We start from the raw sequence: 21,550 nt of genomic DNA, 5'->3' as shown, positions 1-21,550 counted from the left end.
ATATTATTGCACAAAAAACGAATGAATCTTATAATGACTTTTATTATTGTTCGACTTTTTCCGATATTACTGAATTTTTATACATTGTATCGATTTATTTTAATTAATCCGATTGACATAGTTGGAAAAGGTGATATGATTACATCTAGATAAATTTTTCCGCGGTTGATAAAGGGGAGGAAACAGTAACATGAAAAGAATCGCCAAAATTTCGCTCAGCTTGATGCTGGCCGCGCTTATGGTCGTTATTGCGGCATGCGGCGGCAAGGCCGGGAACGGCAGCAATGCCGAGCCGAGCGCAGCGCCTTCTCAGGAAGCGGGGGCAGCCGCTACGGCCGGCAGCGATCTGGAATCGCTGAAGGGCAAAAAAATCGCGCTTGTCATGCAATTCAACACCGGCACGTTCTCCGCTCAATACGTAGAGGGCGTTAAGGAACAAGTAGAAAAGTTCGGCGGCACGGTGAAAGTATTCGCTTCCGACAACGATCTGGTGAAGATGGCTTCCAATCTGGACGCGGCCATCAACCAAGGCTTCGACGGCATTTTGCTCGACCATGGACAAGCCTCGGCTCTGGAAGCGGGCGCGAAGAAAGCCGTGGAGAAAGGCATTCAAGTCGTTTCGTTCGATTCGGATCTGAACGTGGACGGCGTTCCGCTCCTCCAGCAGGACGACCAGAAGATGGCCGAGCTGACGCTGCAGCAGCTGGCTAAGGACGCAGGCGGCAAAGGCAATATCGTAAAAGTATGGGTTGCCGGCTTTGCTCCGATGGAGCGCCGCCAAATCGCATATAAAGCTTTCCAAGAGCAAAATCCGGACATGAAGGAAATCGCGGCGTTCGGCAATGCGAGCAACCCGCAAGTCGATACGCAGGCGCAAATGAAAGCCATTCTGACCAAATATCCGAACAAAGGCGACATTACGGCCGTATGGGCCGCTTGGGACGAATTCGCTAAGGGAGCGGCTCGCGCCATTCAGGAAGCCGGACGCACCGAAATTAAAGTGTACGGCATCGATATGAGCGACGAGGATCTGCAAATGATCCAGGATCCGAACAGCCCGTGGATCGCTTCCGCCGCGACGGATCCGAAGGATATCGGCCGCGTGCAGGTTCGTACGCTGTACAAGCTGTTCAAAGGCGAGGAAGTCGATAAGGTAACGACGCTGGAATCCGTCTACGTAAGCCGCGACCAGCTTCCGACCGACAAAAAGATCAACACGACGGAACTGAGCGAGTACGTGGAAGGCTGGGGCAGCAGCCAGCAAAACTACGAAGATTGGATGAAAGAGCTGGAAGGCTCGAACTAATACAACATTATAGTTGCAGGCTTACGGAAGCTTATGCCCACGGGCGTAAGCTTCCTGATGCGTTATAAGGGAAGGGGTGCAGCATTACGATGAAGCAACTGGTCATGCAAGGAATCCGCAAATCCTTCTCCGGCGTGCCGGCTCTTCGCGGCGTCGATTTTACGGTGAACGGCGGCGAGGTGCATGCGCTGCTAGGCGCCAACGGCGCGGGGAAAAGCACGTTGATGAAAATTTTGTCCGGCGCATACGAGCAGGACGAAGGCACGATTACGATCGACGGCCAGCCGGTTGCCATTGGGTCGCCAGGGGATGCCAAGCGGCTTGGCATCCATTGCGTGTATCAGGAGGTGGACACGGCGCTTGTGCCTTATTTGAGCGTGGCGGAGAACGTCATGCTGGACCGGATTTCGGCGAAAGGCGGCCATTGGCTTGTGAACTGGGCGAAACTGGAGGAACAAGCGAAGGAGACGCTGGCGAGGCTTGGCGCGGACATCCCCGTGAAGAAGAAGGCGGGAGAGCTTACGCTCGCCGAGAAGCAGCTTGTTCTTATCGCCCGGCTGCTGACCGAGGAAGCGAAATACGTCATTTTCGACGAGCCGACGGCGCCTCTTAGCCACGAGGAGACGGAAAAGCTGTTTCGGGTTATCAACCAGCTTAAGGCGGACGGAATCGGCATCGTGTTTATTTCGCACCGTCTTCCGGAAGTTTTCAGGCTGTGCGATGCCATTACGGTGATGAGAGACGGCGAGCGCATCTGGACGAAGCGGACGGTTGAGTCCTCGCCGGAGGACGTCGTGCAAGCGATGCTGGGCAAAGTGTTTGCGGAGGAGTACCCCAAGGCGGACGTTACGATCGGCGAGGTGCGGCTCCGGGTGGAAGGGCTGTCGCGCGGCAAGGAAGTGAAGAACGTCAGCTTTGAAGCGAGAAGCGGCGAAATTGTCGCGGTCGTCGGGCTGGTCGGAGCGGGCAAAACCGAGCTGTCGCGCCTGCTGTTCGGAGCCGACCGGGCGGAAGCGGGGAGCGTCAAGGTGGACGGCAAGCTGCTTAAGCTTGCCGAGCCGGCGGACGCGATCGCGGGCGGAATCGCGCTTGTTCCGGAAGAGCGGCGCAAGCAAGGCATACTTGTCGACGAGTCCGTTCAGCAAAATTTAAGCCTGCCGATTTTGAAATTCATCTCGCGCCTCGGCATCGTGTCCAAAACGAAGGAAACGAACAACGCCTCCGCCGTTATCGGCAAGCTGGGCATCAAAACCTCTTCGGCCCTGGAGAAGACGGGGCATTTGAGCGGGGGGAACCAGCAGAAGGTGTCCATCGGCAAATGGCTGCCGACCGAGGCGACCGTCTACTTGTTCGACGAACCGACAAAAGGGGTCGACATCGGCGCCAAAAGCGACATATTCCGGATAATCGGCTCGCTGGCCGGACAAGGCAAGACGATCGTATATTTGACTTGCGAATTCGCGGAGGCGCTTGGCATCGCGGACCGCATTTATGTCATGTGCGACGGTTCCTTCGCCGCGGAGTTCAAACGCGGCGAAGCGACCCAGGAGCAACTGCTGTTGTACGCAAGCGGAGGAAAGGAAGAGCGGCATGGTAAATAAAAGCACCAACTTTGTGTTTAAGTACGGCTCGTTAATCATCATCGGCATCGTCATTTTGTTTTTTTCGCTCCTTAACGAGTATTTTTTCACCTACAGAAACTTGACGGACATTCTCCGTTCCATTTCGATCGTAACTTTTGTTGCCATCGGCGTGACCATTTCCCTAACGGTGGACGGCTTCGACCTGTCCGTCGGATCGACCGTTTCGCTTACGACCGTCGTGACGGCGGCGTTCATGGTCTGGTACGAGCTTCCGCTCATCGTCGTCATTCCGGCGGCTTTGCTGATCGGCGTTATCGTCGGGCTGCTTAACGCGCTGCTGATCGTGCGCATCCGCATTCCGGACATGCTGGCGACGCTTGCGGTCATGTACATTATCGCGGGCATTCACCGCACCTATACGAAAGGCTACAACATTTACAACAATATGCCGATGCCGGACGGCACTACCGCGCCGGGCACGTTCAGCGAGTCGTTCCTGTGGCTCGGCCAGGGCAAGCTGTTCGGCGTTCCGGTGCCCGTCATTCTGATGATTATCGCGGTGGTCGCCGTGCATCTGTTTTTTAAATATACGCGGTGGGGGCGCCAAATGTATACGATCGGCGGCAACGAAGAAGCGGCCAGATTGTCGGGCATTCGGGTACGCCGCATACGTACGTTCGCTTACGTCGCTTCGGGCGTGTTTGCGGCCATCGGCGGCATTCTTTATTCGGCGCGCGTCGGAACGGGCCAGATCGACGCCGGCTCTCCGCTGCTCATGGAAGCGGTGGCGGCCGCTTTCGTCGGTTATTCCGTCCTAGGAGCGGGCCGCCCGAACGTGATCGGCACCTTTTTCGGCTCGGTGCTGATCGGCGTGCTGCTGAACGGCTTGACGATGCTGAACGTGCAGTATTATGCCAACGATATTATCCGGGGCGGTGTGCTTTTGCTGGCTCTCGCCGTCACGTTTATTAACCTGACGCGAAAGAAAAGAGGCTGAAAGCCTTTGCCCGGGAAGCCGTCAAAGCCAATAGGCTCTTGAAATTGGGGAACTCCTGTATTACTATAAGTTTGTTCGGTCTAAAGGTATATTTTTGAAGTTTTCCGTTAATAAGAGGGATAAGATGACATTAGGCGCCTTCAGGGGAGGTGAAACAATGAATAAATCGGAATTGATCAGCAAAGTGGCGGAATTGGCGGATCTGTCGAAGAAGGACGCAACGAAAGCCGTTGACGCCGTATTCGAAGCCATTTCCGAAGCGCTGCAAAACGGCGACAAAGTGCAATTGGTCGGCTTCGGAAATTTTGAGGTTCGCGAGCGCCAGGCGCGCAAAGGCCGCAACCCGCAAACGGGCGAGGAAATCGATATCGCAGCCAGCAAAATGCCGGCTTTCAAACCGGGTAAATCCCTTAAGGATCTTGTTTCCCAATAAGGAGAAGCAAGTCGCTTTAGATGGCAGCAGCGTCCGAACGCATCACGTTCGGACGTTTTCGTTTGGCGGAATTTCAATGTTGACACCTAGGTAAATTTTCGGTAAACTTTTTGTTGCGCATAGGATGCCGCATTATATCGGGACGTAGCTCAGCTTGGCTAGAGCGCACCCTTGGGGTGGGTGAGGTCGCAGGTTCAATTCCTGTCGTTCCGACCATATTCGTAATTACCAAGCCCTCCCGACAGTACGGGAGGGCAGTTTTTCTGGACGCATAATGCAATTATGCACACTGCAGACTTGCAGACCATAACAGGAGGGCAAACGATGGAGTCGACCAACGATTATGTCGTGATCAAGGCGAAAGACCAAGGCGTGCAAGTCATCGGCTTGACCCGCGGGCAAGATACGAAATTTCACCACACGGAAAAGTTGGACAAAAACGAAGTGATGATCTGTCAATTTACGGATCATACGTCCGCTATTAAAATCCGCGGCAAAGCGATCGTTATGACCAAATACGGAACGATAGAAACCGATCAGTAAAAAAAGGCGCCAAACGGACGGCGCGTTTCGATGGAGCAGGCATAGCCTGCTCCATTTGTTTGTACAATGGGGTATGGGGGTTATGCGCGAAGCTTACACTATGGGTTGTTGCCGCCCGACGAAAGGAGGATCCGAATGCGGCTTTGGAGACGTTACGCGCCGGCGGCATTCGCCGCTTTGGCGGCTGTCGGCCTACTATCCTTTTTGCCCGCTGCGGCGGAGCATAAGCGGGCCGAGACTGAAGTCGCGGCGTTCCGGACGGAGACGATTCAGCGGCTCACCAACGCGAATTTGGTCGATGCGTTCGTTGCCCTCCGGCTGTCGGGGTCGATCGCCAACGTGAAATGGAGCCAGGCGGTCCTATCCGTCGAGCTGCTGATCGACGGAGCCGAAGGGCGCTCGGGAGCTTGGCTGCAGGATGCGAGGAAGCTGATCCGCTTTTCCTTTGAACATACCGGCAACGTAAACCGGCTGATCGTCCGGTTCAAGGAACGGGAACAAGCCGGCTCCCGCCTGCTCCTCGCGATTGACGTCAGAAGAAGCGACAGCTGGCTTCAAGGGAGCCCGGAAGAGCTCGACAACGCCGACCCGATCAAGGATCCGTTATGGAAAAAAAGGCTTCGGCTCAATTTTTCGCCCTATTACTTTGCCCATTTATATAATCTCACTTAAAGTTATGCTATAATAATTTAGATTATAGAGCGGCGGGGTGTCGCTTTTACTGTTCGGGGGCTGTTTAATGAAATCTTATCGAATTCCAGAGCTTACTAGGAAATATGTCGAGTACGACATGATCCAATCCCATACGGAGCTTCCGGCTGCGCCCGATTTTCGGGTCAGGCTGCTTCACGCTTTCCTGGACAAACATCAATCCTTGTCCCGGTTCAGCGACTTGTATGCGATCGTCGTGTCGTTGGTGCAGCTCGGCATGGATACTCACGACCTCATTGATACGAATCTCGGTAAAAGATCGATGCGAGAGATGCGCTCGCGGCAGCTCAAAGTTCTTGCGGGAGATTATTTCAGCAGCCGGTTTTATTATTTGCTTGCCCAGGACGGGCAAATCGAGATGGTATCCCGGATAAGCGCGGCCGTGTGCGAAGTCAATCGGCTGAAGGTGAGCCTCTACTCCGGGATGAAGCAGCTGAAGATGACGGCCGAAGATTATTTAAGCCAGACGGTTCGGCTAAAAAGCGAGCTGTTCTCGATATTCGAAACGATGCTGGAGGCCCCTTCGTCGAGGCTGTGGTCGGAGCTGCTCCGCCTCGTCAGCCAATGCGAAGCCGTAATGGAGGAGCTGCGCCGCAGCGAAAGTCCGGCGCGCTTTCGGAACAGCTGGGCGTATTGGCATGTTCTTCAGGAAGGAACCGAGGAGGAGCGCAAGCGGTTGTCCGAGAATCCCGACGAACCGGCTTTTATTCAAAGCTTAATCGTCAAATACGATATCCGAAATCAATTGGCGTCCAAGCTGCAAGCGGCGTCGGAAGGCATCCGGCGCGCCGCCGTCCGTCTCGAGACGGACGGTTGGGGCGGCGAGCTTGCCCGAATGCTTGACGGATACATTAAAAAAATGGCATTGCCGGTCACGTTGTAGACCGGAGGGATGAGGTGGGTAAACTGGCTTTTGACATGGATTCCAAACGGCATGTGCATGCGGTGTTCGAAAGCATCGCGCCGAAATACGATTTAATGAACGATCTGCTCAGCTTCCGCCGTCATAAGGCATGGCGCAAGTTCACGATGCGCAAGATGGACGTGCGGCATGGAGAAAGCGCGCTCGACCTGTGCTGCGGCACCTGCGACTGGACGATATCGCTCGCTCAGGCAAGCGGGACGGGACGCGTCGTCGGTCTCGATTTCAGCCGCAATATGCTGGATGTGGGCGCGGATAAAATAAAGAAAATCGGATTGGACAAGCAGATCGAACTGGTGCAGGGCAATGCGATGGACCTTCCGTTCGAGGACGACAGCTTCGACTATGTGACGATCGGCTTTGGATTGCGCAACGTACCCGATTATTTGCAGGTGCTGAAAGAAATGCGCAGAGTCGTGAAGCCCGGGGGGCAGGTCGTCTGCCTGGAGCTTTCCAAACCGGAATGGCAGCCGTTCAAAGGTATTTATTATTTTTATTTCGAACGGTTGCTTCCGCTCATCGGCAAGCTCGTGGCCAAACGGTTCGAGGAGTACAAATGGCTGCCGGATTCGCTTAAGACGTTTCCCGATTCGAAGCAACTGTCGGCATTGTTCCGCGAAGCCGGGCTGCACGACGTGCAGGCTTATCCGCTGACCGGCGGCATCGCGGCGCTGCACATCGGAACGAAGGAGACGTTGGAATGATACAACCGGATTCAAAGCGGCATTCCGGAGAACGTCCGGAAACCGCGGCCGTTCGGCGCTGGGCGGTCGGCATCACCGGCGCCAGCGGCTCTGTCTACGGCATACGTTTGGTGCAGGAGCTGCTCCGTTCGGGGATAACGGTTCATCTGGTCATTACGGAGGCCGGCTGGCGCGTATTGAAGGAAGAGCTGGATTGGGAGACGGCACACCGCCAGGCCGCGTTAAAGCGGCATTTCGAAGAAGCGATGGAAGCAAAACAGCTGATTTACCATCCGAATGCGGACATCGGGGCGAGCATCGCAAGCGGATCCTACCGCATGGAGGGGATGGCGGTTATGCCGTGTTCGATGGGGACGTTAGCCTCTATCGCCCACGGCATTTCCGATGATTTAATGACCCGCGCCGCCGACGTCATGATCAAGGAAGGGCGGAAGCTGCTGCTTGTTCCGCGGGAGACGCCGCTTCATGCGATTCATCTCGAGAACATGCTGAAGCTGTCCCGGCTGGGAGTGCGAATGATTCCGGCGATGCCGGCTTTTTATTATAAGCCCAGGACGATGGACGACATGATTGATTTTTTGGTAGGCAAAGTGCTTGACAATATGGATATTCCGCACGAACTGTACAGAAGATGGGGAGATGAACAGAATGGCTGACAGACAGAAAATCTCCATCGGCCAGATTGATTACGCGAACGCTTGGCCGATATTTCACGGCCTTCGCCTTGACGGCGATTATATGGAGAGCGTCGCGCGCGTGCCTTCGGAATTAAACCGGATGCTCGCCGCGGGCGAGCTGCAAGTATCGGCCATGTCCTCCTACGCTTACGCCGTAAACAGCGACAAGCTGCTGCTATTGCCCGGATTGTCGGTCGGCTCGGTAGGGCGCGTCAATTCGTTGTTTTTCTTTTCGAAAAAACCCGTCGATACGGACCCGCCGGAGCGGATTGCATTGACTTCCACGTCCGCAACGACGGTTAATTTGCTCAAAATTTTGATGGAGAGCTATTACGGCCTTCATCCTGAATATATATCGATGGAGCCTTCGCTCGACCGGATGCTCGAGCAGGCGGACGGCGCGCTTTTGATCGGCGATCCCGCCATTCATGCGTTCTGGACGAGGAAGGATCTCCACTGCATCGATCTCGGAGAGCTGTGGCACCGGTTTACCGGGCGCGGCATGACCTATGCGGTCGTGGCGGTGCGCAGGGATGCGGCGGAAGCTTGGCCGGACGCGATCGGCTATATTCATCGCGCCTTGCTGGACAATATGGCCGGAAACGTAAGCAACCTGGACCCTGTCGTCGCAAGGGCGTGCCGGGAGCACGGCGGGGAAGAATCGTTCTGGCGGTCCTATTTCGGAGGGCTTCAATACGATTTGAATCCCCGGCTTCTGGAAGGACTGGAGCTGTATTGCCGCTATGCGAAGGAGCTTGGCCTTCTGGAGCGGGACACGGAACTTGCTTTTTTTCGAAAAGATAAGAATTTATAAGTCTGCCCATTATAAATAGCTTATCCTTCACCGCGAAACGTAAGCTATGCCGCCTGAGGACTGCTGAGACGAAGGGCGAAATCAATCTCCGATAGACAGGTGAAAGAATGAAAATATTGGACTTATACTCCAAAATGAAAGGCGATTTAAACGAAATCGAGCAGGAGCTTATCAGAAGCGCTTCCAACGAGCAAGAGCTGTTGAACGAAGCTTCGCTCCACTTGGTGAAGGCGGGCGGCAAGCGGCTTCGCCCGGTTTTTGTGCTTCTGTCGGGCAAATTCGGGGATTACGATCTGCAGGTTCTGAAAAAGGTCGCGGTGCCGCTCGAGATGATTCATATGTCTTCGCTCGTTCACGACGACGTGATCGACGACGCCGGCACGCGCAGGGGACAAGTGACGGTGAATTCCAAATGGGACAATCGGATTGCGATGTATACGGGCGATTTTATTTTCGGCAAGGCGCTGAAGATTGCGGCAGAGCTGCAGAATCCCGTCATTCATCAATACTTGTCCAAGGCGATGCTGCAAATGACGATCGGCGAGATGGAGCAAATCCGCGATTTTTTCAATACCGAGCAGAACGTCCGTCATTATTTGCTCCGCATCCGCCGCAAAACCGCGCTGCTTATCGCGATCTGCTGCCTGCTCGGCGCATTGGCCGCAAACGCCGACCGCAACACGGCCTTCCGGCTGTACCGTTACGGCTACAATGTCGGAATGGCGTTCCAAATCCGCGACGATCTGCTTGATCTGCTCGGGACGGAGAAGCAGCTCGGAAAGCCGCCGGGTTCGGACATCCGGCAGGGCAACATTACGCTGCCCGTCATTTGCGCCTTGCGGCAGGACGGCGTACGGGAGCCGCTTCTGAAGGAGATCGAAGCCATTCGGGACAGCAACGGCGGCGCGGACACGAAACGGGCGATCGAGCTGATCCGATCGAGCGCAGGCATTGACGAAGCGGACCGACTGGCGGACCGCTTTATCGCGAAAGCGCTTGAAGCGTTGGACGGCGTTCCCGCCATTCCGGCGAAAAAACATTTGACCGATATCGCTTATTTCGTAAACAAGCGGAACTACTAGAACGAGAACGGCATCTTAAGCGGGAGGAACAGCATGTCAGCCGATACCGATTTTCAAGCTTTTATCCATCATATTAAAACGAAAACCGATATTGATCTGTCCTTATATAAAGAAGCGCAAATGAAGCGCCGATTGACAACGCTCCGGCTGAAACACGGATTCGCCACGTTCGCGGATTATTGGCGGGCGCTGGAGAGCGACAACCGGTTAATGAGCGAGTTTTTGGACCGGATGACGATTAACGTATCCGAGTTTTGGCGCAACCCGGGCCGGTGGGAGACGCTGCAGCGCCGCTTTCTTCCGGAGCTGCTTCAGCAGGCGGGAACGCTAAAAATATGGAGCGCGGCTTGTTCGACCGGCGAAGAACCTTATACGATCGCAATGCTGCTGGCCGAAGGAGGCCTGCTTAACCGTTCGGCGCTGCTCGCCACGGATCTGGACGCGGGCGTGCTTGCGAAAGCGCAGGAAGGCATCTATGCGGAGCGGTCGCTCAAAGACGTCCCTCCGGCGCACGCGGCCCGTTATTTTACCGAAAGGAACGGCATGTACGCCGTATCGGACACGCTGAAGAACGCCGTTCGATTCAAGCAGCACAACCTTCTTCACGACGAATACGATTCCGGCTTCGATCTGATCGTTTGCCGCAACGTTTTGATCTATTTTACCGAAGAAGCGAAGCAGCAATTATATTATAAGTTTTCGGAAGCGCTGCGCCCCGGAGGGCTGTTGTTCGTCGGCAGCACGGAGCAGATTTTTTCGCCCGCACAATACGGCTTTGAAACGGCGGATACGTTTTTCTACCGGAAGATTTAAGGCGGCGCTGCTGCGCGATGTATACGGCCGGCCGTCTTCTCCAATACTAGAGACAAAGATTGTTTGTTAGTTTGGAGGATACGGATTCGCAAATGGACAAGCGCAAAGTGATAGCGGCGTACAAACGGGGATGGATTACGATTCAGGAATGTGCGCAAATTGTCGGGGTGGACATCAGGCAAATTGACAGGCTTGTCAACGATCCCAATCTTTCGGTCGAAGTAAAATTAAGCGATGCGGGGATGCGCAGGAGCGGGCAACCGTTAATGCGTTAACGAGAAGCATCTCAAAGCAGGCTCCGGGACGGTTTCACGAAGGTTCCCGGGGCCTGTTTTCTTGCGAGAAAACGGTTATAAGTACAGTTTGGCCTTATATTTCTCGCCGAAACGGTTTCTCGTCCGAATGGAAAGGACAATGAACAAATTCGGCTTGTAATAGGCATTTCGCCTATTCTTGTCAAACCGGAAACGCTGTACTATAATGAGCAAAGATATTTAGCGCATTAAAACGTGGAAGCGTTAAGGCTTGCAAGACAACTACGGGGGAGGTTAGACGGGTTATGCGTGAGCTTACAGTCGATTTGGGGGAACGTTCTTATCCGATCTATATCGGCGAAGGGCTGCTGCAGTCCGCCGCCGTTTATTTTACGAAGCATGGCATCAGCAAAAGTTCCAAGCTGTTCATCGTGAGCGATACGCAGGTTGCTCCGCTATATTTGAGCTCTCTCGAGGATCATCTGCAAAGCGAGGGCTTCCAGACCGCGAGCGTGGTCGTTGAAGCGGGGGAGGGCACGAAGTCGCTTGCCGTTCTGGAGGAATTGGTCGGCAAGGCGCTGGAAGCGGGATTGGACCGGAAATCGGCGATTGTCGCGCTTGGCGGCGGCGTGGTGGGGGACTTGACTGGATTTTTGGCGGCGTCCTACATGCGCGGCGTCAAGTTCGTGCAAATTCCGACGACGATATTGGCCCATGACAGCAGCGTGGGAGGCAAAGTGGCCGTCAATCATCCGCTTGCCAAAAACATCATCGGAGCGTTCCACCAGCCGGAGCTCGTTCTTTACGATTTGAACACGCTTCAGTCGCTGCCGCGGCGGGAAGTGGCGGCGGGCTTGTCCGAAGTGGTCAAGGAAGGCTTGATCTGGGATCGGGAGTTCGTGGATTGGTGCGCCGGCCATTCGAAAGAGCTGCTTGCGCTTGAGCCGGCGGCACTTGAATATGCGCTTTACAAAGGATGCAGCGTCAAGGCGGCCGTCGTTTCGGAGGACGAGCGGGAGACAGGGCTGCGCGCGATATTGAATTTGGGACATACGATCGGCCATGCTCTCGAAGCGGTTGCCGGATACGGCGAGCTTCTGCACGGCGAAGCGATCGCGATCGGCATGGTCGGATCGGCGAAGCTGGGGGTACGGTACGGAGCGCCGCAAGAGGTGTTCGACAGAACGAAGAGCCTGCTTGCAAGCTTCGGCCTGCCGGTTCGGCTTCCGGGACATTTGGATACCGGCGCCATCATGGCGGCGATGATGCATGACAAAAAATTCGAGGCCAACAAAATGGTATTCGTCGTGCCTACGGCAATCGGACAGGTGGAAATCAGAAACGACGTTCCCGCGGAATGGGTTCGCGAAATCGTCGAGGAATTGAAACGGGAGGCGTAGCAGCTATGAACGTAAGAGGAATTCGCGGTGCCATTACGGTAGAGGCAAACGAAAAGGACTTGATCTTGAACGCGACGTTGGAGCTGACGCACAAGATCGTAGCGGAAAACGGAATCGTTCCCGAAGATATCGCCTGCGTGTTCATTACGGTGACGAACGACATCGACGACGCATTCCCGGCCAGCGCCGTTCGCCAGCTGGAAGGATGGGAGCTTGTCCCTCTCATGTGCTCGCTCGAGGTGCCGGTGAAAGGCAGCCTGGAACGCTGCATCCGGTTTATGGTGCTTGTCAACACGGACAAGTCGCAAGCGGAAATTAAACATGTTTATTTGGGCGGAGCCAAAGCGCTGCGTCCGGATTTGGCAAATGCGTAATTGACGCGAGCCGTGTTTCTACGGTATAGTGATTGTTAGATTCGAACAGCGATTCATAGGATTTAAAGACGAGAGCAGTTAGCAGAGTAGAGTTGTGAAGAGATTAGATGAGCAGAGCAGAGTTTAGATAGGCGGATAAGGAATGGATTCCGCCGCGAGTAGAGACAGCCGTCGATTGAGCGCGGAAGGATTGGAACGGGTTGCAGCCCGTACGGCCTTGCCATGTTTGCCGCATGCGGTTCAAGTCTCGCTGCTTTCATTGATTTCTTGACAATAGGTTTACTCGGAGCTTCTGCCGTCGGCGGAAGCTCTTTTTTTTCACATAAGTATTTATATGTTTTCGCGTCCATCGCCTTGTATTTCCCGCCGGAACGTTTCGTCCGTTGACGAGGAGCAGTAGAAAAGTTTCGGCTTGGGTGCCGAATAATCCGAAGGAGGATTTTCCTTATGACGAATGAATTGCAGCAAATCATCCGGCTGGCCGGCCGGTATAATCTGATCCCCATCGTCCGTACGATGATGGCCGATACGGAAACGCCTATTCGCGTCTTTCAGCAATTCGCGCAAGAGACGAACGCTTTTCTGCTTGAAAGCGTAGAGGGCGGCGAATGGGGGCGGCATTCGTTCATCGGCACCCATCCGTTCATGATGCTCTACGGCAAGAACGGCCGGATCATACTGGAACGGAACGGCCGCAAGGAGGATTTGTCGGGCAAGCCGCTGGAGCTGCTGAAAGCCCGCTTGAGAGGCTACAGGAGCCCGGTGCTCGAAAACTTGCCGCCTTTTACGGGGGGAGCGATCGGATTTTTCGGCTACGACCTGCTTCAATATTACGAGAAGCTGCCGGCTCACCGCGTGGACGATATGCAGATGAACGACATTCAATTCATGTTCTGCGATCAGATTATCGCCTTCGACCATTTCAAGCAGCAAATTCAAATCATCGGCAACGTTCACATTCCGGAGGGCGCCACGGACGACGACATCGCGGAAGCCTACGGCCAAACGGTCGCACGGATCGAATCGGCTTTCGCCCGGCTGAAGAAGCCGGCAGCGAGCCCGGTTCTTGCCGCCGCTCCGATGCCGGTCGATCCCGAGCTCGGAGACGTCCGCTCCAACGTAACGAAAGAGCAGTTTATGGCGAACGTCGAACAAGCCAAGGAATATATCCGCGCCGGCGACATTTTCCAGGTCGTTCTGTCGCAGCGCTTCAGCATCGAGACGTCGATTGATCCCCTTCACGTCTACAGAGTGCTGCGGACGATGAACCCGTCGCCTTACATGTACTACTTGAAAATGGGCGAAGAGATTATCGTCGGCACGTCGCCGGAAGCGCTGGTGAAAGTAAACGGGGACCGCGTGGAGACAAGGCCGATCGCGGGAACGAGGCCGAGAGGCCGCACCCCGGAGGAGGACATGGAGCTGGAACGGGAGCTTTTGGCGGACGAGAAGGAGCGCGCGGAGCACTTGATGCTGGTCGATCTGGGGCGGAACGATATCGGCCGGGTCGCGGAGTTCGGCTCCGTCCATTGCGATTCGTTCATGGAGATCGAACGGTATTCGCACGTGATGCACATTGTCTCCAACGTGGCGGGCAAGCTGCGTTCCGACAAAGACTTTTTTGACGCCTTTATTTCGTGTCTGCCGGCGGGAACCGTATCCGGCGCTCCGAAGCTGAGGGCGATGGAAATTATCGCGGAGCTGGAGAACGAAGCGCGCGGCGCCTACGCGGGAGCGATCGGCTACCTCGGATTCGGCGGATCGCTGGATACGTGCATTACGATCCGGACGATTATTTTCAAGAACGGCAAAGCTTACGTGCAGAGCGGAGCGGGCATCGTATGGGATTCCGTGCCGGAGAAGGAGTACGAAGAAACGCAGAACAAGGCGAAGGCGCTCCTGAAAGCGATCCGCACGGCCGAGCTGCTGTTCGGGACTCCGAAGCCGAAGCCGAATATGCAATTTCACGAGCTAAACGCCGATTATTGCGTTAATATGGGAGAGGGGATTGGACGATGAATGTCATTTTGCCGCGGATGGATATGAAGCAAGCGTTGGGCAAGCTGACGACGGGAGCCGGCTTGTCGCGGGAGGAGGCCCGTTCCGTCATGGAAACGATCATGTCGGGAGAGGCCAGCCCATCGCAAATTGCCGGGGTCGCCACGGCGCTTCGGATGAAAGGCGAAACGAAAGACGAAATTACCGGCTTCGCGGAAGCGATGCGCGCGTATTCCAGCCAGCTGCACACGAACCGCGAGGGACTGCTCGATACGTGCGGCACCGGCGGTTCCGGCATTCATAAGTTCAACATCTCGACCAGCTCGGCCATTATCGCTGCGGCAGCCGGCATTCGGGTAGCCAAGCACGGGAACCGGGCCATGTCCGGCAAGACGGGCAGTGCCGACGTGCTTGAAGCGCTTGGCGTGGACATTACGCTGACGCCCGGGCAAGCGGCGGAATGCTTGGAGAGAACGGGGATCTGCTTTATGTTTGCCCAGCTGTACCACCCGTCGCTGAAGCATGCCGCGGTTCCGCGGAAGGAGCTCGGCATCCGTACCATTTTCAATATTTTGGGTCCGCTTGCGAATCCGGCGGGCGCGGACCGGCAGCTGTTAGGACTGTACGATCGTTCCAAAACGGAGCTGATCGCCCATGTGCTTGGAGAGCTTGGACTCGCCAGGGCGCTTGTCGTAGGCAGCCACGACGGCCTGGACGAGATCAGCATTTCGGAGCCGACGCGCGTCTCCGAGCTGAACGGCGGGCAGGTGCGGACGTACGATTTGACGCCGGAGGAGCTCGGTTTGAAGCGTTACCCGCTTAGCGAAGTCATCGGCGGCGGGCCGGCGGAGAACGCGACGATTATTCGCGGCATCTTCCGCGGCGAAGAGCGGGGCGCCTACCGGGAAATCGTGGTGGCGAACGCGGCGGCATGCATTTATGTCGGCGGAGCGGCCGAATCCTTGAAGGAAGGGGCGGCGATTGCCGCCGAAATGATCGACTCGGGCGCGGCGGAGCGCAAGCTCGAGCAGCTTATACGAACGACGGGAGAGTTGGCACATGTTTCTGGATAAAATCGTAGCGACCAAAAAGAAAGAAGTCGAGGCGCTTGCCGAACGTTTCGATCTGGCGGAAGCCGAGCGCGTCATTGCCGGAATGCCGGCGTGCCGCGGATTCGAGCGGGCCTTGACGCAAGGACGCAAGCGCAGCATGGGGCTTATTGCGGAAGTGAAGAAGGCTTCGCCGTCCAAAGGGCTCATCCGCGCCGATTTTGATCCCGCGGCGCTTGCGGCCGCTTACGAGCGGGCCGGCGCGGATTGCATCTCGGTGCTGACGGACCGCGATTATTTTCAAGGCGACAACGGTTATTTGACAAGCGTGAAGGCAGCCGTGGGACTGCCGCTGCTGCGCAAAGACTTTATTATCGATTACCGCCAAGTTTACGAGGCGCGGCTGATCGGCGCGGACGCGGTGCTGCTTATCGCGGCCATATTGACGAAGGACCGGCTGTCCGAGCTGTACGGCGCCGCTAAATCGCTTGGCCTTGACGTGCTGATCGAGGTTCACGACGAAGCCGAGACGGCGGCGGTTCTCGAGATGGGAAGCGCCTTACTGATCGGCATCAATAACCGCAATTTGCATACCTTCGTCACCGATCTGAAGACGACGGAGCGGCTCATCGGCATGATGCCGGCCGGAGTGACGGTCATTAGCGAAAGCGGCATAGCGGGTCCCGCCGACCTTGCCTATCTGGCGGAAGCGGGAGCTCAAGGGGTATTGATCGGCGAACATTTCATGAGGCAAGCCGACATCGGCCGGGCGGTCAACGAGCTGATGGGCGAAGCGGCCGTACGATGAGCGCGCCGAGAATTAAAATTTGCGGCCTGAAGGATGCCGGCACAATCCGTGCGATGGACGGCTTGCCCATCCATGAGATCGGCTTTGTGTTCGCCCCGAGCAAACGCCAGGTGACGCCGGAGACGGCCGCGAGCCTCATACGGGAAGTACATGCGCTAAAGGGAGCGGGAGGCGAGAGGCCGCTGGCGGCGGGCGTATTTGTCAATGCGGAATTCGAGCGGCTCCGCGAGCTGCTGGCCGTCGCGCCGCTCGATATCGTTCAGCTTCACGGCGAAGAGAGCCCGTCCTTATGCCGCTCGATCCGCAGCGGGCTTAACGTGCGGGTCTGGAAAGTATTCTCCGTGGGGGAAAGCGGTGACGAAGCGGCCGAACGCATCCGCCCGTATGCCGGTTCGGTTGACGCGGTATTGATCGATACGGCCGGGGGAGGCACGGGCAAGCCGTTCGACTGGGAGCAGATCGAAGCGTATAAAGCTGCAGCCCGTTCCATCGGGGTTCCGTTATACGTCGCGGGCGGGCTCAATCCCGACAATGCGGACCGGCTCGTCCGGGACTACGCGCCGGACGGCATCGACGTATCGAGCGGAGTGGAAACGGAAGGACAGAAGGACATTCATAAAATTCGATTATTCGTACAGAAGGTGGTAGAGCGATGAACACGGTGCCAGACGCAAACGGGCGCTTCGGCAAATTCGGCGGACGCTATGTGCCGGAAACGCTAATGAACGCGCTGCTCGAATTGGAGGAAGCGTACAAGCATTATTCCAAAGACCCGGAATTTCAGGAGGAAATCCGTTATTTGCTTCATCAATATTCCGGAAGGCCGACGTCGCTTTATTATGCGAAGCGGCTCAGCGACCACCTCGGCGGCGCCAAAATTTATTTGAAGCGCGAAGACTTGAACCATACCGGCGCCCATAAAATCAACAACGCGATCGGGCAGGGCGTTCTTGCGAAGCGAATGGGCAAGAAGAAGGTTATCGCCGAGACGGGGGCCGGCCAGCACGGCGTGGCGACGGCAACGGTCGCGGCTCTGCTCGGCCTCGAGTGCAAGGTGCTGATGGGCGAAGAGGACATGGCGCGGCAGCAGCTCAACGTGTTCCGCATGCGGCTGCTCGGTACGGAGGTCGTGCCGGTCACATCGGGCACCCGAACGCTGAAAGACGCCTGCAACGAAGCGCTGCGCTATTGGGTCAGCCATGTGAACGACACGAATTATATTTTGGGATCCGCTACCGGGCCTCATCCGTATCCGATGATGGTGCGCGACTTCCAACGGATTATCGGGGACGAAGCGAGAGGACAAATATTGTCGGCGGAAGGCAAGCTGCCGGATTATATCGTTGCGGCCGTAGGCGGCGGCAGCAATTCCATCGGTATTTTTTATCCGTTTATCGAGGATGAAGGCGTGCGCTTGCTTGGCGTGGAAGCGGCAGGACGCGGCGTCGATACGGATGAGCACGCGGCTACGATGGCCAAAGGCCGCCAAGGAGTATTCCAAGGCTCCTACAGCTATGTGCTGCAGGACGACTACGGCCAAGTGCTGCCGGCGCATTCCATCTCCGCGGGGCTCGATTACCCGGGCATCGGACCGGAGCATGCTTACTTGAAAGATACAGGGAGAGCCCAATACGTGCCGATAACCGACGCCGAGGCGCTTGAAGGGCTGCAGCTGCTGTCCCGGACGGAAGGCATTATTCCGGCTCTGGAATCGGCTCATGCGATTGCGCAGACGATGAAGCTGGCTCCGACGCTTTCCAAGGATCAAGTGATCGTCGTCAGCTTGTCCGGGCGGGGCGACAAAGACGTGGAAGCGATTATGAAATATTTGGGAGGCGACGGCAATGAACCTCATTGATCAGACTTTTGCCCGGCTGCGCTCGGAAGGACAAACGGCGTTAATCCCGTTCGTGACCGTAGGGGACCCGGATGTCCCGTCAACGCTTGAGATCATTCGCCAATTGGAGCGCTCCGGCGCCGATATGATCGAGCTTGGCGTTCCGTATTCCGATCCGCTTGCAGACGGTCCGGTTATTCAGCGCGCGTCGGAAAGAGCGCTTCGGCACAACGTTACGATTGCCGATTGCATCGAAATCGCGGCACAGGCGCGCGCGTCGGGCGTACGGCTGCCGTTTATTCTGTTTACTTATTTCAACCCGGTTCTTCAGTTTGGCCTTGAAGCTTTCTTCGAGCTGATCAAAAGCAAAGAGGTAAGCGGTCTTATTATTCCGGATTTGCCGATTGAAGAGGATGCCGAGGTCAGAGCGCTGGCGGAAGCTACCGGCATTCATCTTATACCGCTCGTTGCGCCGACGTCCAAGGACCGGATCGCGCGAATCGCGTCCAAAGCGCAAGGCTTCGTATATTGCGTATCATCCCTCGGCGTTACCGGCGTCCGTTCCGATTTCTATTCCGGGATCGACGATTTCCTTCGGACGGTGCGCGAAGCCTCTCCGGTACCGATCGCGATCGGCTTCGGCATATCCAGCCGGGAGCATGTACGGCGCTTCTCGGAGCTTTGCGACGGCGTCGTCGTCGGAAGCGCGATCGTGCGCCAGATCGAGGAGGCGCTCCCGCTTCTGGCGGAGGAAGCGAGCCGCGAGGCGGGATTCGGCCGGATCGGCGCTTTCGTGCAGGAATTAAAAAGCTAACGTCCATCGGATTGGCCCTCGCGGAGCCGTTGATTCAACGCTTCGCGGGGGTTTTTCTATTTTCCGCATAGATAAGAATAAGAGTCTCCCCTAGTTCCAATATCCGGTTTTCGGCTCATTTATGGAAATGTGCTTTAAAAGATGCGCCGGATATGAGACAATATTGTAAATGCAAGCAAGTACTGCGTAAACAATTAGAAGAGGTGAACGGCTCATGCAGCCTAAGAGCAATATTGTGCATCTTCCGGTTTACCAGCCCGGTAAGCCCATCGAGGAAGTGCAGAAAGAGCTGGGCTTGACGGAAGTGATCAAGCTGGCATCGAATGAAAATCCGTTCGGCTGCTCCGAACGGGCGAAAGCCGCCATTATGGAGCAGCTTGGGCAATCGAATATTTACCCGGACGGCGCTTCGGCGGAGCTTGCGGAGGAACTCGCGTCCCGGCTTGGGGTACAGCGGAACCAGCTCGTATTCGGAACGGGCTCGAGCGACATCATTTTGATGATTTGCCGCGCGTTTCTGGCGGCAGGAGACGAAACGGTCATGGCTGACGAAACGTTCTCCCAATATAAGCATAACGCCGAGATCGAGAATGCCCGCATTATCGAAGTGCCGCTTTCGGACGGCAAACACGATCTGGACGGCATGCTGGCCCAAATAACGGATCGGACCAAAATCGTTTGGATTTGCAATCCGAACAATCCGACGGGGACAATCGTCAGCCGAGAAGAGCTGGCCGCGTTTCTGGACCGGGTTCCCGCACATGTGCTCGTCGTGCTGGACGAAGCTTATTTCGAATTCGCCGTCGATCCGGATTATCCGAACGGCATCGAGCTGCTGGAACAATACGGCAATCTGGTCGTGCTCCGGACCTTCTCCAAAGCGTACGGTCTTGCGGCGTTCCGTATCGGCTACGGCGTCGGGCGGCCGGAGGTCATCCGTTATATCAATCAGGTCCGCGAGCCGTTCAATACGAGCAGGGCTGCGCAAGCGGCTGCGAAAGCGGCGCTGCAAGACCCGGCATTCGTCGACTATTGCCGGTCCGAAAACCGGAAAGGCGTCGAATACTTATACGAGCAGTTCGAACGGCTGTGCCTTGCTTATTTTCCGACGCAGAGCAACTTTGTATTGGTCGATGCGGGCCTTTCGTCGCTTTCGGTCTTTGATGCTTTGCTGCGCAAAGGCGTTATCGTGAGGGCGGGATGGCGCCATTATCCGACTTATATTCGCGTCTCCGTCGGGACGGACGAACAGAACCGGAAGTTTGTAGCGGCGCTGGAAGACGTGCTTCAGGATATGGCGGTGCGCGGATAAACGATGATCAAAGTAACGATATTTGGCGTTGGATTAATTGGCGGATCACTTGCATTATGCTTTAAAGGCAAGTCTGGCATTACGGTCGTCGGACATTCCAGCCGGCCGTCTTCCGTGGAGAAATACGTGCAGAGAGGAGTCGTCGATTACGCGACGACGTCGATGCGCGAGGCGGCGGAGGGTGCGGACTTTATATTTTTATGCGTTCCGGTCGGCATGCTGGAACAATACGTGAACGAGCTCAGCCGCTTCAATTTGAAACCCGGCTGCATTATAACGGACGTCGGCAGCACGAAAGCTTCGGTTGCGGCATGCGCCCGTTCCGTGCAGCTTCCGGACGCCGTATTTATCGGCGGCCATCCGATGGCCGGCTCGGAAAGATCCGGCGTCGAAGCGGCGTCCTCCTATTTGTTCGAGAACGCCTTCTATGTGCTTACGCCGGATGAGACGACGCCTTCCGACGCGCTGGAGCGGCTGAAGGCTTTGCTTGCCCATACGAAAGCGCATATCGTCGTCGTCGATTCGGTGTCGCACGACGAGATCGTAGGGGCGATCAGCCATCTGCCTCATATTATCGCGGTCGCGCTTGTCAATCAGATCAAAGGGTACAATGACGGCAATCATTTATACGGATCATTAGCTGCAGGCGGCTTCCGGGACATTACGCGGATCGCGGCCAGCGACCCGATCGTATGGCGCGACATTCTGATCAATAACCGTGCCGTACTGCTGAAGCTGCTCAAGGATTGGAACGCCGAGACGGAGAAATTCGTCCGCATGCTCGAGACGGAAGACGGGAGCGCGGTAGAGCAGGCGTTCCGCGAAGCGGGCGAATTCCGTTCGAAGCTGCCGGAGCGGCGCAAAGGCATCATTATATCGACGTTCGATTGTTATGTCGACGTTCCCGACCATCCGGGCATCATCGGCAAAATCGCTACGGAGCTCGGCAATAGCGGAATTAATTTGAGCAACATTCAAATTATCGAAAGCAGGGAAGACGTTCCCGGCGTGCTTCGCTTGTCTTTCCGCAAGCAGGAGGATCTGGACAAGGCGCTTGCGCAGCTGACGGCTTCGGGTTATTCGGTTCATTTATAAGGTAACGTTAATCCGATGCGGTCC

Annotated in this window: 23 protein-coding genes and 1 tRNA gene; all 24 read left to right on the top strand. The window is 56.0% G+C overall.

What is annotated here, in order from left to right:
* Positions 1–190: 190 nt before the first annotated feature.
* The 24 genes from ACFSW5_RS17100 (at position 191) to ACFSW5_RS16985 (ending at position 21,526) form a co-directional block, all read left to right on the top strand.
* Positions 191–1,306, top strand: coding sequence for a sugar ABC transporter substrate-binding protein (locus ACFSW5_RS17100; protein ID WP_379275600.1), 1,116 nt, complete (start codon positions 191–193; stop codon positions 1,304–1,306).
* Positions 1,307–1,395: 89 nt separating this feature from the next.
* Positions 1,396–2,907 (top strand): sugar ABC transporter ATP-binding protein, encoded by a 1,512-nt coding sequence (locus ACFSW5_RS17095; RefSeq protein WP_379275597.1) that lies wholly within the window; start codon positions 1,396–1,398, stop codon positions 2,905–2,907.
* The gene (locus ACFSW5_RS17090; protein WP_379275595.1) at positions 2,897–3,886 is read left to right on the top strand and encodes an ABC transporter permease; all 990 of its coding nucleotides are present in this window, start codon (positions 2,897–2,899) and stop codon (positions 3,884–3,886) included. Before ACFSW5_RS17095 ends, ACFSW5_RS17090 begins: the two co-directional genes overlap by 11 nt.
* Before the next feature lie 157 nt (positions 3,887–4,043).
* The gene (locus ACFSW5_RS17085) at positions 4,044–4,319 is read left to right on the top strand and encodes an HU family DNA-binding protein (protein ID WP_379275593.1); all 276 of its coding nucleotides are present in this window, start codon (positions 4,044–4,046) and stop codon (positions 4,317–4,319) included.
* Between the two features lie 138 nt (positions 4,320–4,457).
* A tRNA-Pro gene (locus tag ACFSW5_RS17080) sits at positions 4,458–4,535 on the top strand.
* A 108-nt stretch (positions 4,536–4,643) separates the two neighbouring features.
* Positions 4,644–4,862 carry a trp RNA-binding attenuation protein MtrB gene (gene mtrB, locus ACFSW5_RS17075; RefSeq protein ID WP_379275591.1) on the top strand — a complete coding sequence of 73 codons (219 nt, stop codon included), beginning with the start codon at positions 4,644–4,646 and terminating at the stop codon, positions 4,860–4,862.
* Positions 4,863–4,997: 135 nt separating this feature from the next.
* A complete protein-coding gene (locus tag ACFSW5_RS17070) occupies positions 4,998–5,534 on the top strand; it encodes a hypothetical protein (protein WP_379275588.1) in 537 nt (178 codons plus the stop codon).
* Between the two features lie 67 nt (positions 5,535–5,601).
* On the top strand, positions 5,602–6,456 hold the full coding sequence (locus ACFSW5_RS17065) for a heptaprenyl diphosphate synthase component 1 (RefSeq protein WP_379275586.1): 855 nt from the start codon (positions 5,602–5,604) through the stop codon (positions 6,454–6,456).
* A gap of 35 nt (positions 6,457–6,491) precedes the next feature.
* Positions 6,492–7,199 carry a demethylmenaquinone methyltransferase gene (locus ACFSW5_RS17060; protein WP_379275768.1) on the top strand — a complete coding sequence of 236 codons (708 nt, stop codon included), beginning with the start codon at positions 6,492–6,494 and terminating at the stop codon, positions 7,197–7,199.
* The gene (locus ACFSW5_RS17055) at positions 7,196–7,855 is read left to right on the top strand and encodes a UbiX family flavin prenyltransferase (RefSeq protein ID WP_379275582.1); all 660 of its coding nucleotides are present in this window, start codon (positions 7,196–7,198) and stop codon (positions 7,853–7,855) included. The genes ACFSW5_RS17060 and ACFSW5_RS17055 overlap by 4 nt, the downstream gene beginning before the upstream one ends.
* Entirely contained in the window at positions 7,848–8,690 is an 843-nt protein-coding gene (locus ACFSW5_RS17050; RefSeq protein WP_379275580.1) for a menaquinone biosynthesis protein, read from the top strand. The genes ACFSW5_RS17055 and ACFSW5_RS17050 overlap by 8 nt, the downstream gene beginning before the upstream one ends.
* 107 nt (positions 8,691–8,797) lie before the next feature.
* A complete protein-coding gene (locus tag ACFSW5_RS17045) occupies positions 8,798–9,772 on the top strand; it encodes a polyprenyl synthetase family protein (RefSeq protein WP_379275578.1) in 975 nt (324 codons plus the stop codon).
* A 33-nt stretch (positions 9,773–9,805) separates the two neighbouring features.
* On the top strand, positions 9,806–10,585 hold the full coding sequence (locus ACFSW5_RS17040; protein WP_379275576.1) for a CheR family methyltransferase: 780 nt from the start codon (positions 9,806–9,808) through the stop codon (positions 10,583–10,585).
* A 92-nt stretch (positions 10,586–10,677) separates the two neighbouring features.
* A complete protein-coding gene (locus ACFSW5_RS17035; protein WP_379275574.1) occupies positions 10,678–10,860 on the top strand; it encodes a hypothetical protein in 183 nt (60 codons plus the stop codon).
* Positions 10,861–11,144: 284 nt separating this feature from the next.
* Complete coding sequence (gene aroB / locus ACFSW5_RS17030) at positions 11,145–12,239, top strand: 3-dehydroquinate synthase (RefSeq protein WP_379275572.1); 1,095 nt, start codon at positions 11,145–11,147, stop codon at positions 12,237–12,239.
* A 5-nt stretch (positions 12,240–12,244) separates the two neighbouring features.
* On the top strand, positions 12,245–12,613 hold the full coding sequence (gene aroH, locus ACFSW5_RS17025) for a chorismate mutase (protein WP_379275569.1): 369 nt from the start codon (positions 12,245–12,247) through the stop codon (positions 12,611–12,613).
* A gap of 447 nt (positions 12,614–13,060) precedes the next feature.
* Positions 13,061–14,632 (top strand): anthranilate synthase component I, encoded by a 1,572-nt coding sequence (trpE, locus tag ACFSW5_RS17020; protein WP_379275567.1) that lies wholly within the window; start codon positions 13,061–13,063, stop codon positions 14,630–14,632.
* The gene (gene trpD, locus ACFSW5_RS17015) at positions 14,629–15,684 is read left to right on the top strand and encodes an anthranilate phosphoribosyltransferase (protein WP_379275565.1); all 1,056 of its coding nucleotides are present in this window, start codon (positions 14,629–14,631) and stop codon (positions 15,682–15,684) included. The genes trpE and trpD overlap by 4 nt, the downstream gene beginning before the upstream one ends.
* The gene (gene trpC / locus ACFSW5_RS17010) at positions 15,671–16,468 is read left to right on the top strand and encodes an indole-3-glycerol phosphate synthase TrpC (protein WP_379275563.1); all 798 of its coding nucleotides are present in this window, start codon (positions 15,671–15,673) and stop codon (positions 16,466–16,468) included. Before trpD ends, trpC begins: the two co-directional genes overlap by 14 nt.
* Positions 16,465–17,124 (top strand): phosphoribosylanthranilate isomerase, encoded by a 660-nt coding sequence (locus tag ACFSW5_RS17005; protein WP_379275560.1) that lies wholly within the window; start codon positions 16,465–16,467, stop codon positions 17,122–17,124. Before trpC ends, ACFSW5_RS17005 begins: the two co-directional genes overlap by 4 nt.
* Positions 17,121–18,326 carry a tryptophan synthase subunit beta gene (gene trpB / locus ACFSW5_RS17000; protein ID WP_379275557.1) on the top strand — a complete coding sequence of 402 codons (1,206 nt, stop codon included), beginning with the start codon at positions 17,121–17,123 and terminating at the stop codon, positions 18,324–18,326. The genes ACFSW5_RS17005 and trpB overlap by 4 nt, the downstream gene beginning before the upstream one ends.
* Positions 18,313–19,119, top strand: coding sequence for a tryptophan synthase subunit alpha (trpA, locus tag ACFSW5_RS16995; RefSeq protein WP_379275554.1), 807 nt, complete (start codon positions 18,313–18,315; stop codon positions 19,117–19,119). Before trpB ends, trpA begins: the two co-directional genes overlap by 14 nt.
* A 214-nt stretch (positions 19,120–19,333) precedes the next feature.
* Positions 19,334–20,431 carry a histidinol-phosphate transaminase gene (hisC, locus tag ACFSW5_RS16990; protein ID WP_379275552.1) on the top strand — a complete coding sequence of 366 codons (1,098 nt, stop codon included), beginning with the start codon at positions 19,334–19,336 and terminating at the stop codon, positions 20,429–20,431.
* A gap of 3 nt (positions 20,432–20,434) precedes the next feature.
* On the top strand, positions 20,435–21,526 hold the full coding sequence (locus ACFSW5_RS16985; RefSeq protein ID WP_379275549.1) for a prephenate dehydrogenase: 1,092 nt from the start codon (positions 20,435–20,437) through the stop codon (positions 21,524–21,526).
* Positions 21,527–21,550 lie beyond the last annotated feature (24 nt).

The sequence above is a fragment of the Paenibacillus thailandensis genome, from assembly GCF_042685365.1.
In the GTDB taxonomy this organism is placed as follows: Bacteria; Bacillota; Bacilli; order Paenibacillales; family Paenibacillaceae; genus Paenibacillus_AP; species Paenibacillus_AP thailandensis.
The sequence above is the reverse complement of the archived record's forward strand: the minus strand, read 5'-3'. Positions and strand labels throughout refer to the sequence as shown.

Bases quoted from the DNA above. Each gene is read 5' to 3' on its own strand.
- ACFSW5_RS17055 (WP_379275582.1), top strand. From the start codon at position 7,196: ATGATACAACCGGATTCAAAGCGGCATTCCGGAGAACGTCCGGAAACC.
- trpB (WP_379275557.1), top strand. From the start codon at position 17,121: ATGAACACGGTGCCAGACGCAAACGGGCGCTTCGGCAAATTCGGCGGA.
- trpA (WP_379275554.1), top strand. From the start codon at position 18,313: ATGAACCTCATTGATCAGACTTTTGCCCGGCTGCGCTCGGAAGGACAA.
- hisC (WP_379275552.1), top strand. From the start codon at position 19,334: ATGCAGCCTAAGAGCAATATTGTGCATCTTCCGGTTTACCAGCCCGGT.
- ACFSW5_RS17035 (WP_379275574.1), top strand. From the start codon at position 10,678: ATGGACAAGCGCAAAGTGATAGCGGCGTACAAACGGGGATGGATTACG.
- trpC (WP_379275563.1), top strand. From the start codon at position 15,671: ATGTTTCTGGATAAAATCGTAGCGACCAAAAAGAAAGAAGTCGAGGCG.
- aroH (WP_379275569.1), top strand. From the start codon at position 12,245: ATGAACGTAAGAGGAATTCGCGGTGCCATTACGGTAGAGGCAAACGAA.
- trpD (WP_379275565.1), top strand. From the start codon at position 14,629: ATGAATGTCATTTTGCCGCGGATGGATATGAAGCAAGCGTTGGGCAAG.
- ACFSW5_RS16985 (WP_379275549.1), top strand. From the start codon at position 20,435: ATGATCAAAGTAACGATATTTGGCGTTGGATTAATTGGCGGATCACTT.
- ACFSW5_RS17095 (WP_379275597.1), top strand. From the start codon at position 1,396: ATGAAGCAACTGGTCATGCAAGGAATCCGCAAATCCTTCTCCGGCGTG.
- mtrB (WP_379275591.1), top strand. From the start codon at position 4,644: ATGGAGTCGACCAACGATTATGTCGTGATCAAGGCGAAAGACCAAGGC.
- ACFSW5_RS17040 (WP_379275576.1), top strand. From the start codon at position 9,806: ATGTCAGCCGATACCGATTTTCAAGCTTTTATCCATCATATTAAAACG.
- ACFSW5_RS17090 (WP_379275595.1), top strand. From the start codon at position 2,897: ATGGTAAATAAAAGCACCAACTTTGTGTTTAAGTACGGCTCGTTAATC.
- ACFSW5_RS17045 (WP_379275578.1), top strand. From the start codon at position 8,798: ATGAAAATATTGGACTTATACTCCAAAATGAAAGGCGATTTAAACGAA.
- ACFSW5_RS17100 (WP_379275600.1), top strand. From the start codon at position 191: ATGAAAAGAATCGCCAAAATTTCGCTCAGCTTGATGCTGGCCGCGCTT.
- ACFSW5_RS17005 (WP_379275560.1), top strand. From the start codon at position 16,465: ATGAGCGCGCCGAGAATTAAAATTTGCGGCCTGAAGGATGCCGGCACA.
- ACFSW5_RS17050 (WP_379275580.1), top strand. From the start codon at position 7,848: ATGGCTGACAGACAGAAAATCTCCATCGGCCAGATTGATTACGCGAAC.
- aroB (WP_379275572.1), top strand. From the start codon at position 11,145: ATGCGTGAGCTTACAGTCGATTTGGGGGAACGTTCTTATCCGATCTAT.
- ACFSW5_RS17060 (WP_379275768.1), top strand. From the start codon at position 6,492: ATGGATTCCAAACGGCATGTGCATGCGGTGTTCGAAAGCATCGCGCCG.
- ACFSW5_RS17065 (WP_379275586.1), top strand. From the start codon at position 5,602: ATGAAATCTTATCGAATTCCAGAGCTTACTAGGAAATATGTCGAGTAC.
- trpE (WP_379275567.1), top strand. From the start codon at position 13,061: ATGACGAATGAATTGCAGCAAATCATCCGGCTGGCCGGCCGGTATAAT.
- ACFSW5_RS17070 (WP_379275588.1), top strand. From the start codon at position 4,998: ATGCGGCTTTGGAGACGTTACGCGCCGGCGGCATTCGCCGCTTTGGCG.
- ACFSW5_RS17085 (WP_379275593.1), top strand. From the start codon at position 4,044: ATGAATAAATCGGAATTGATCAGCAAAGTGGCGGAATTGGCGGATCTG.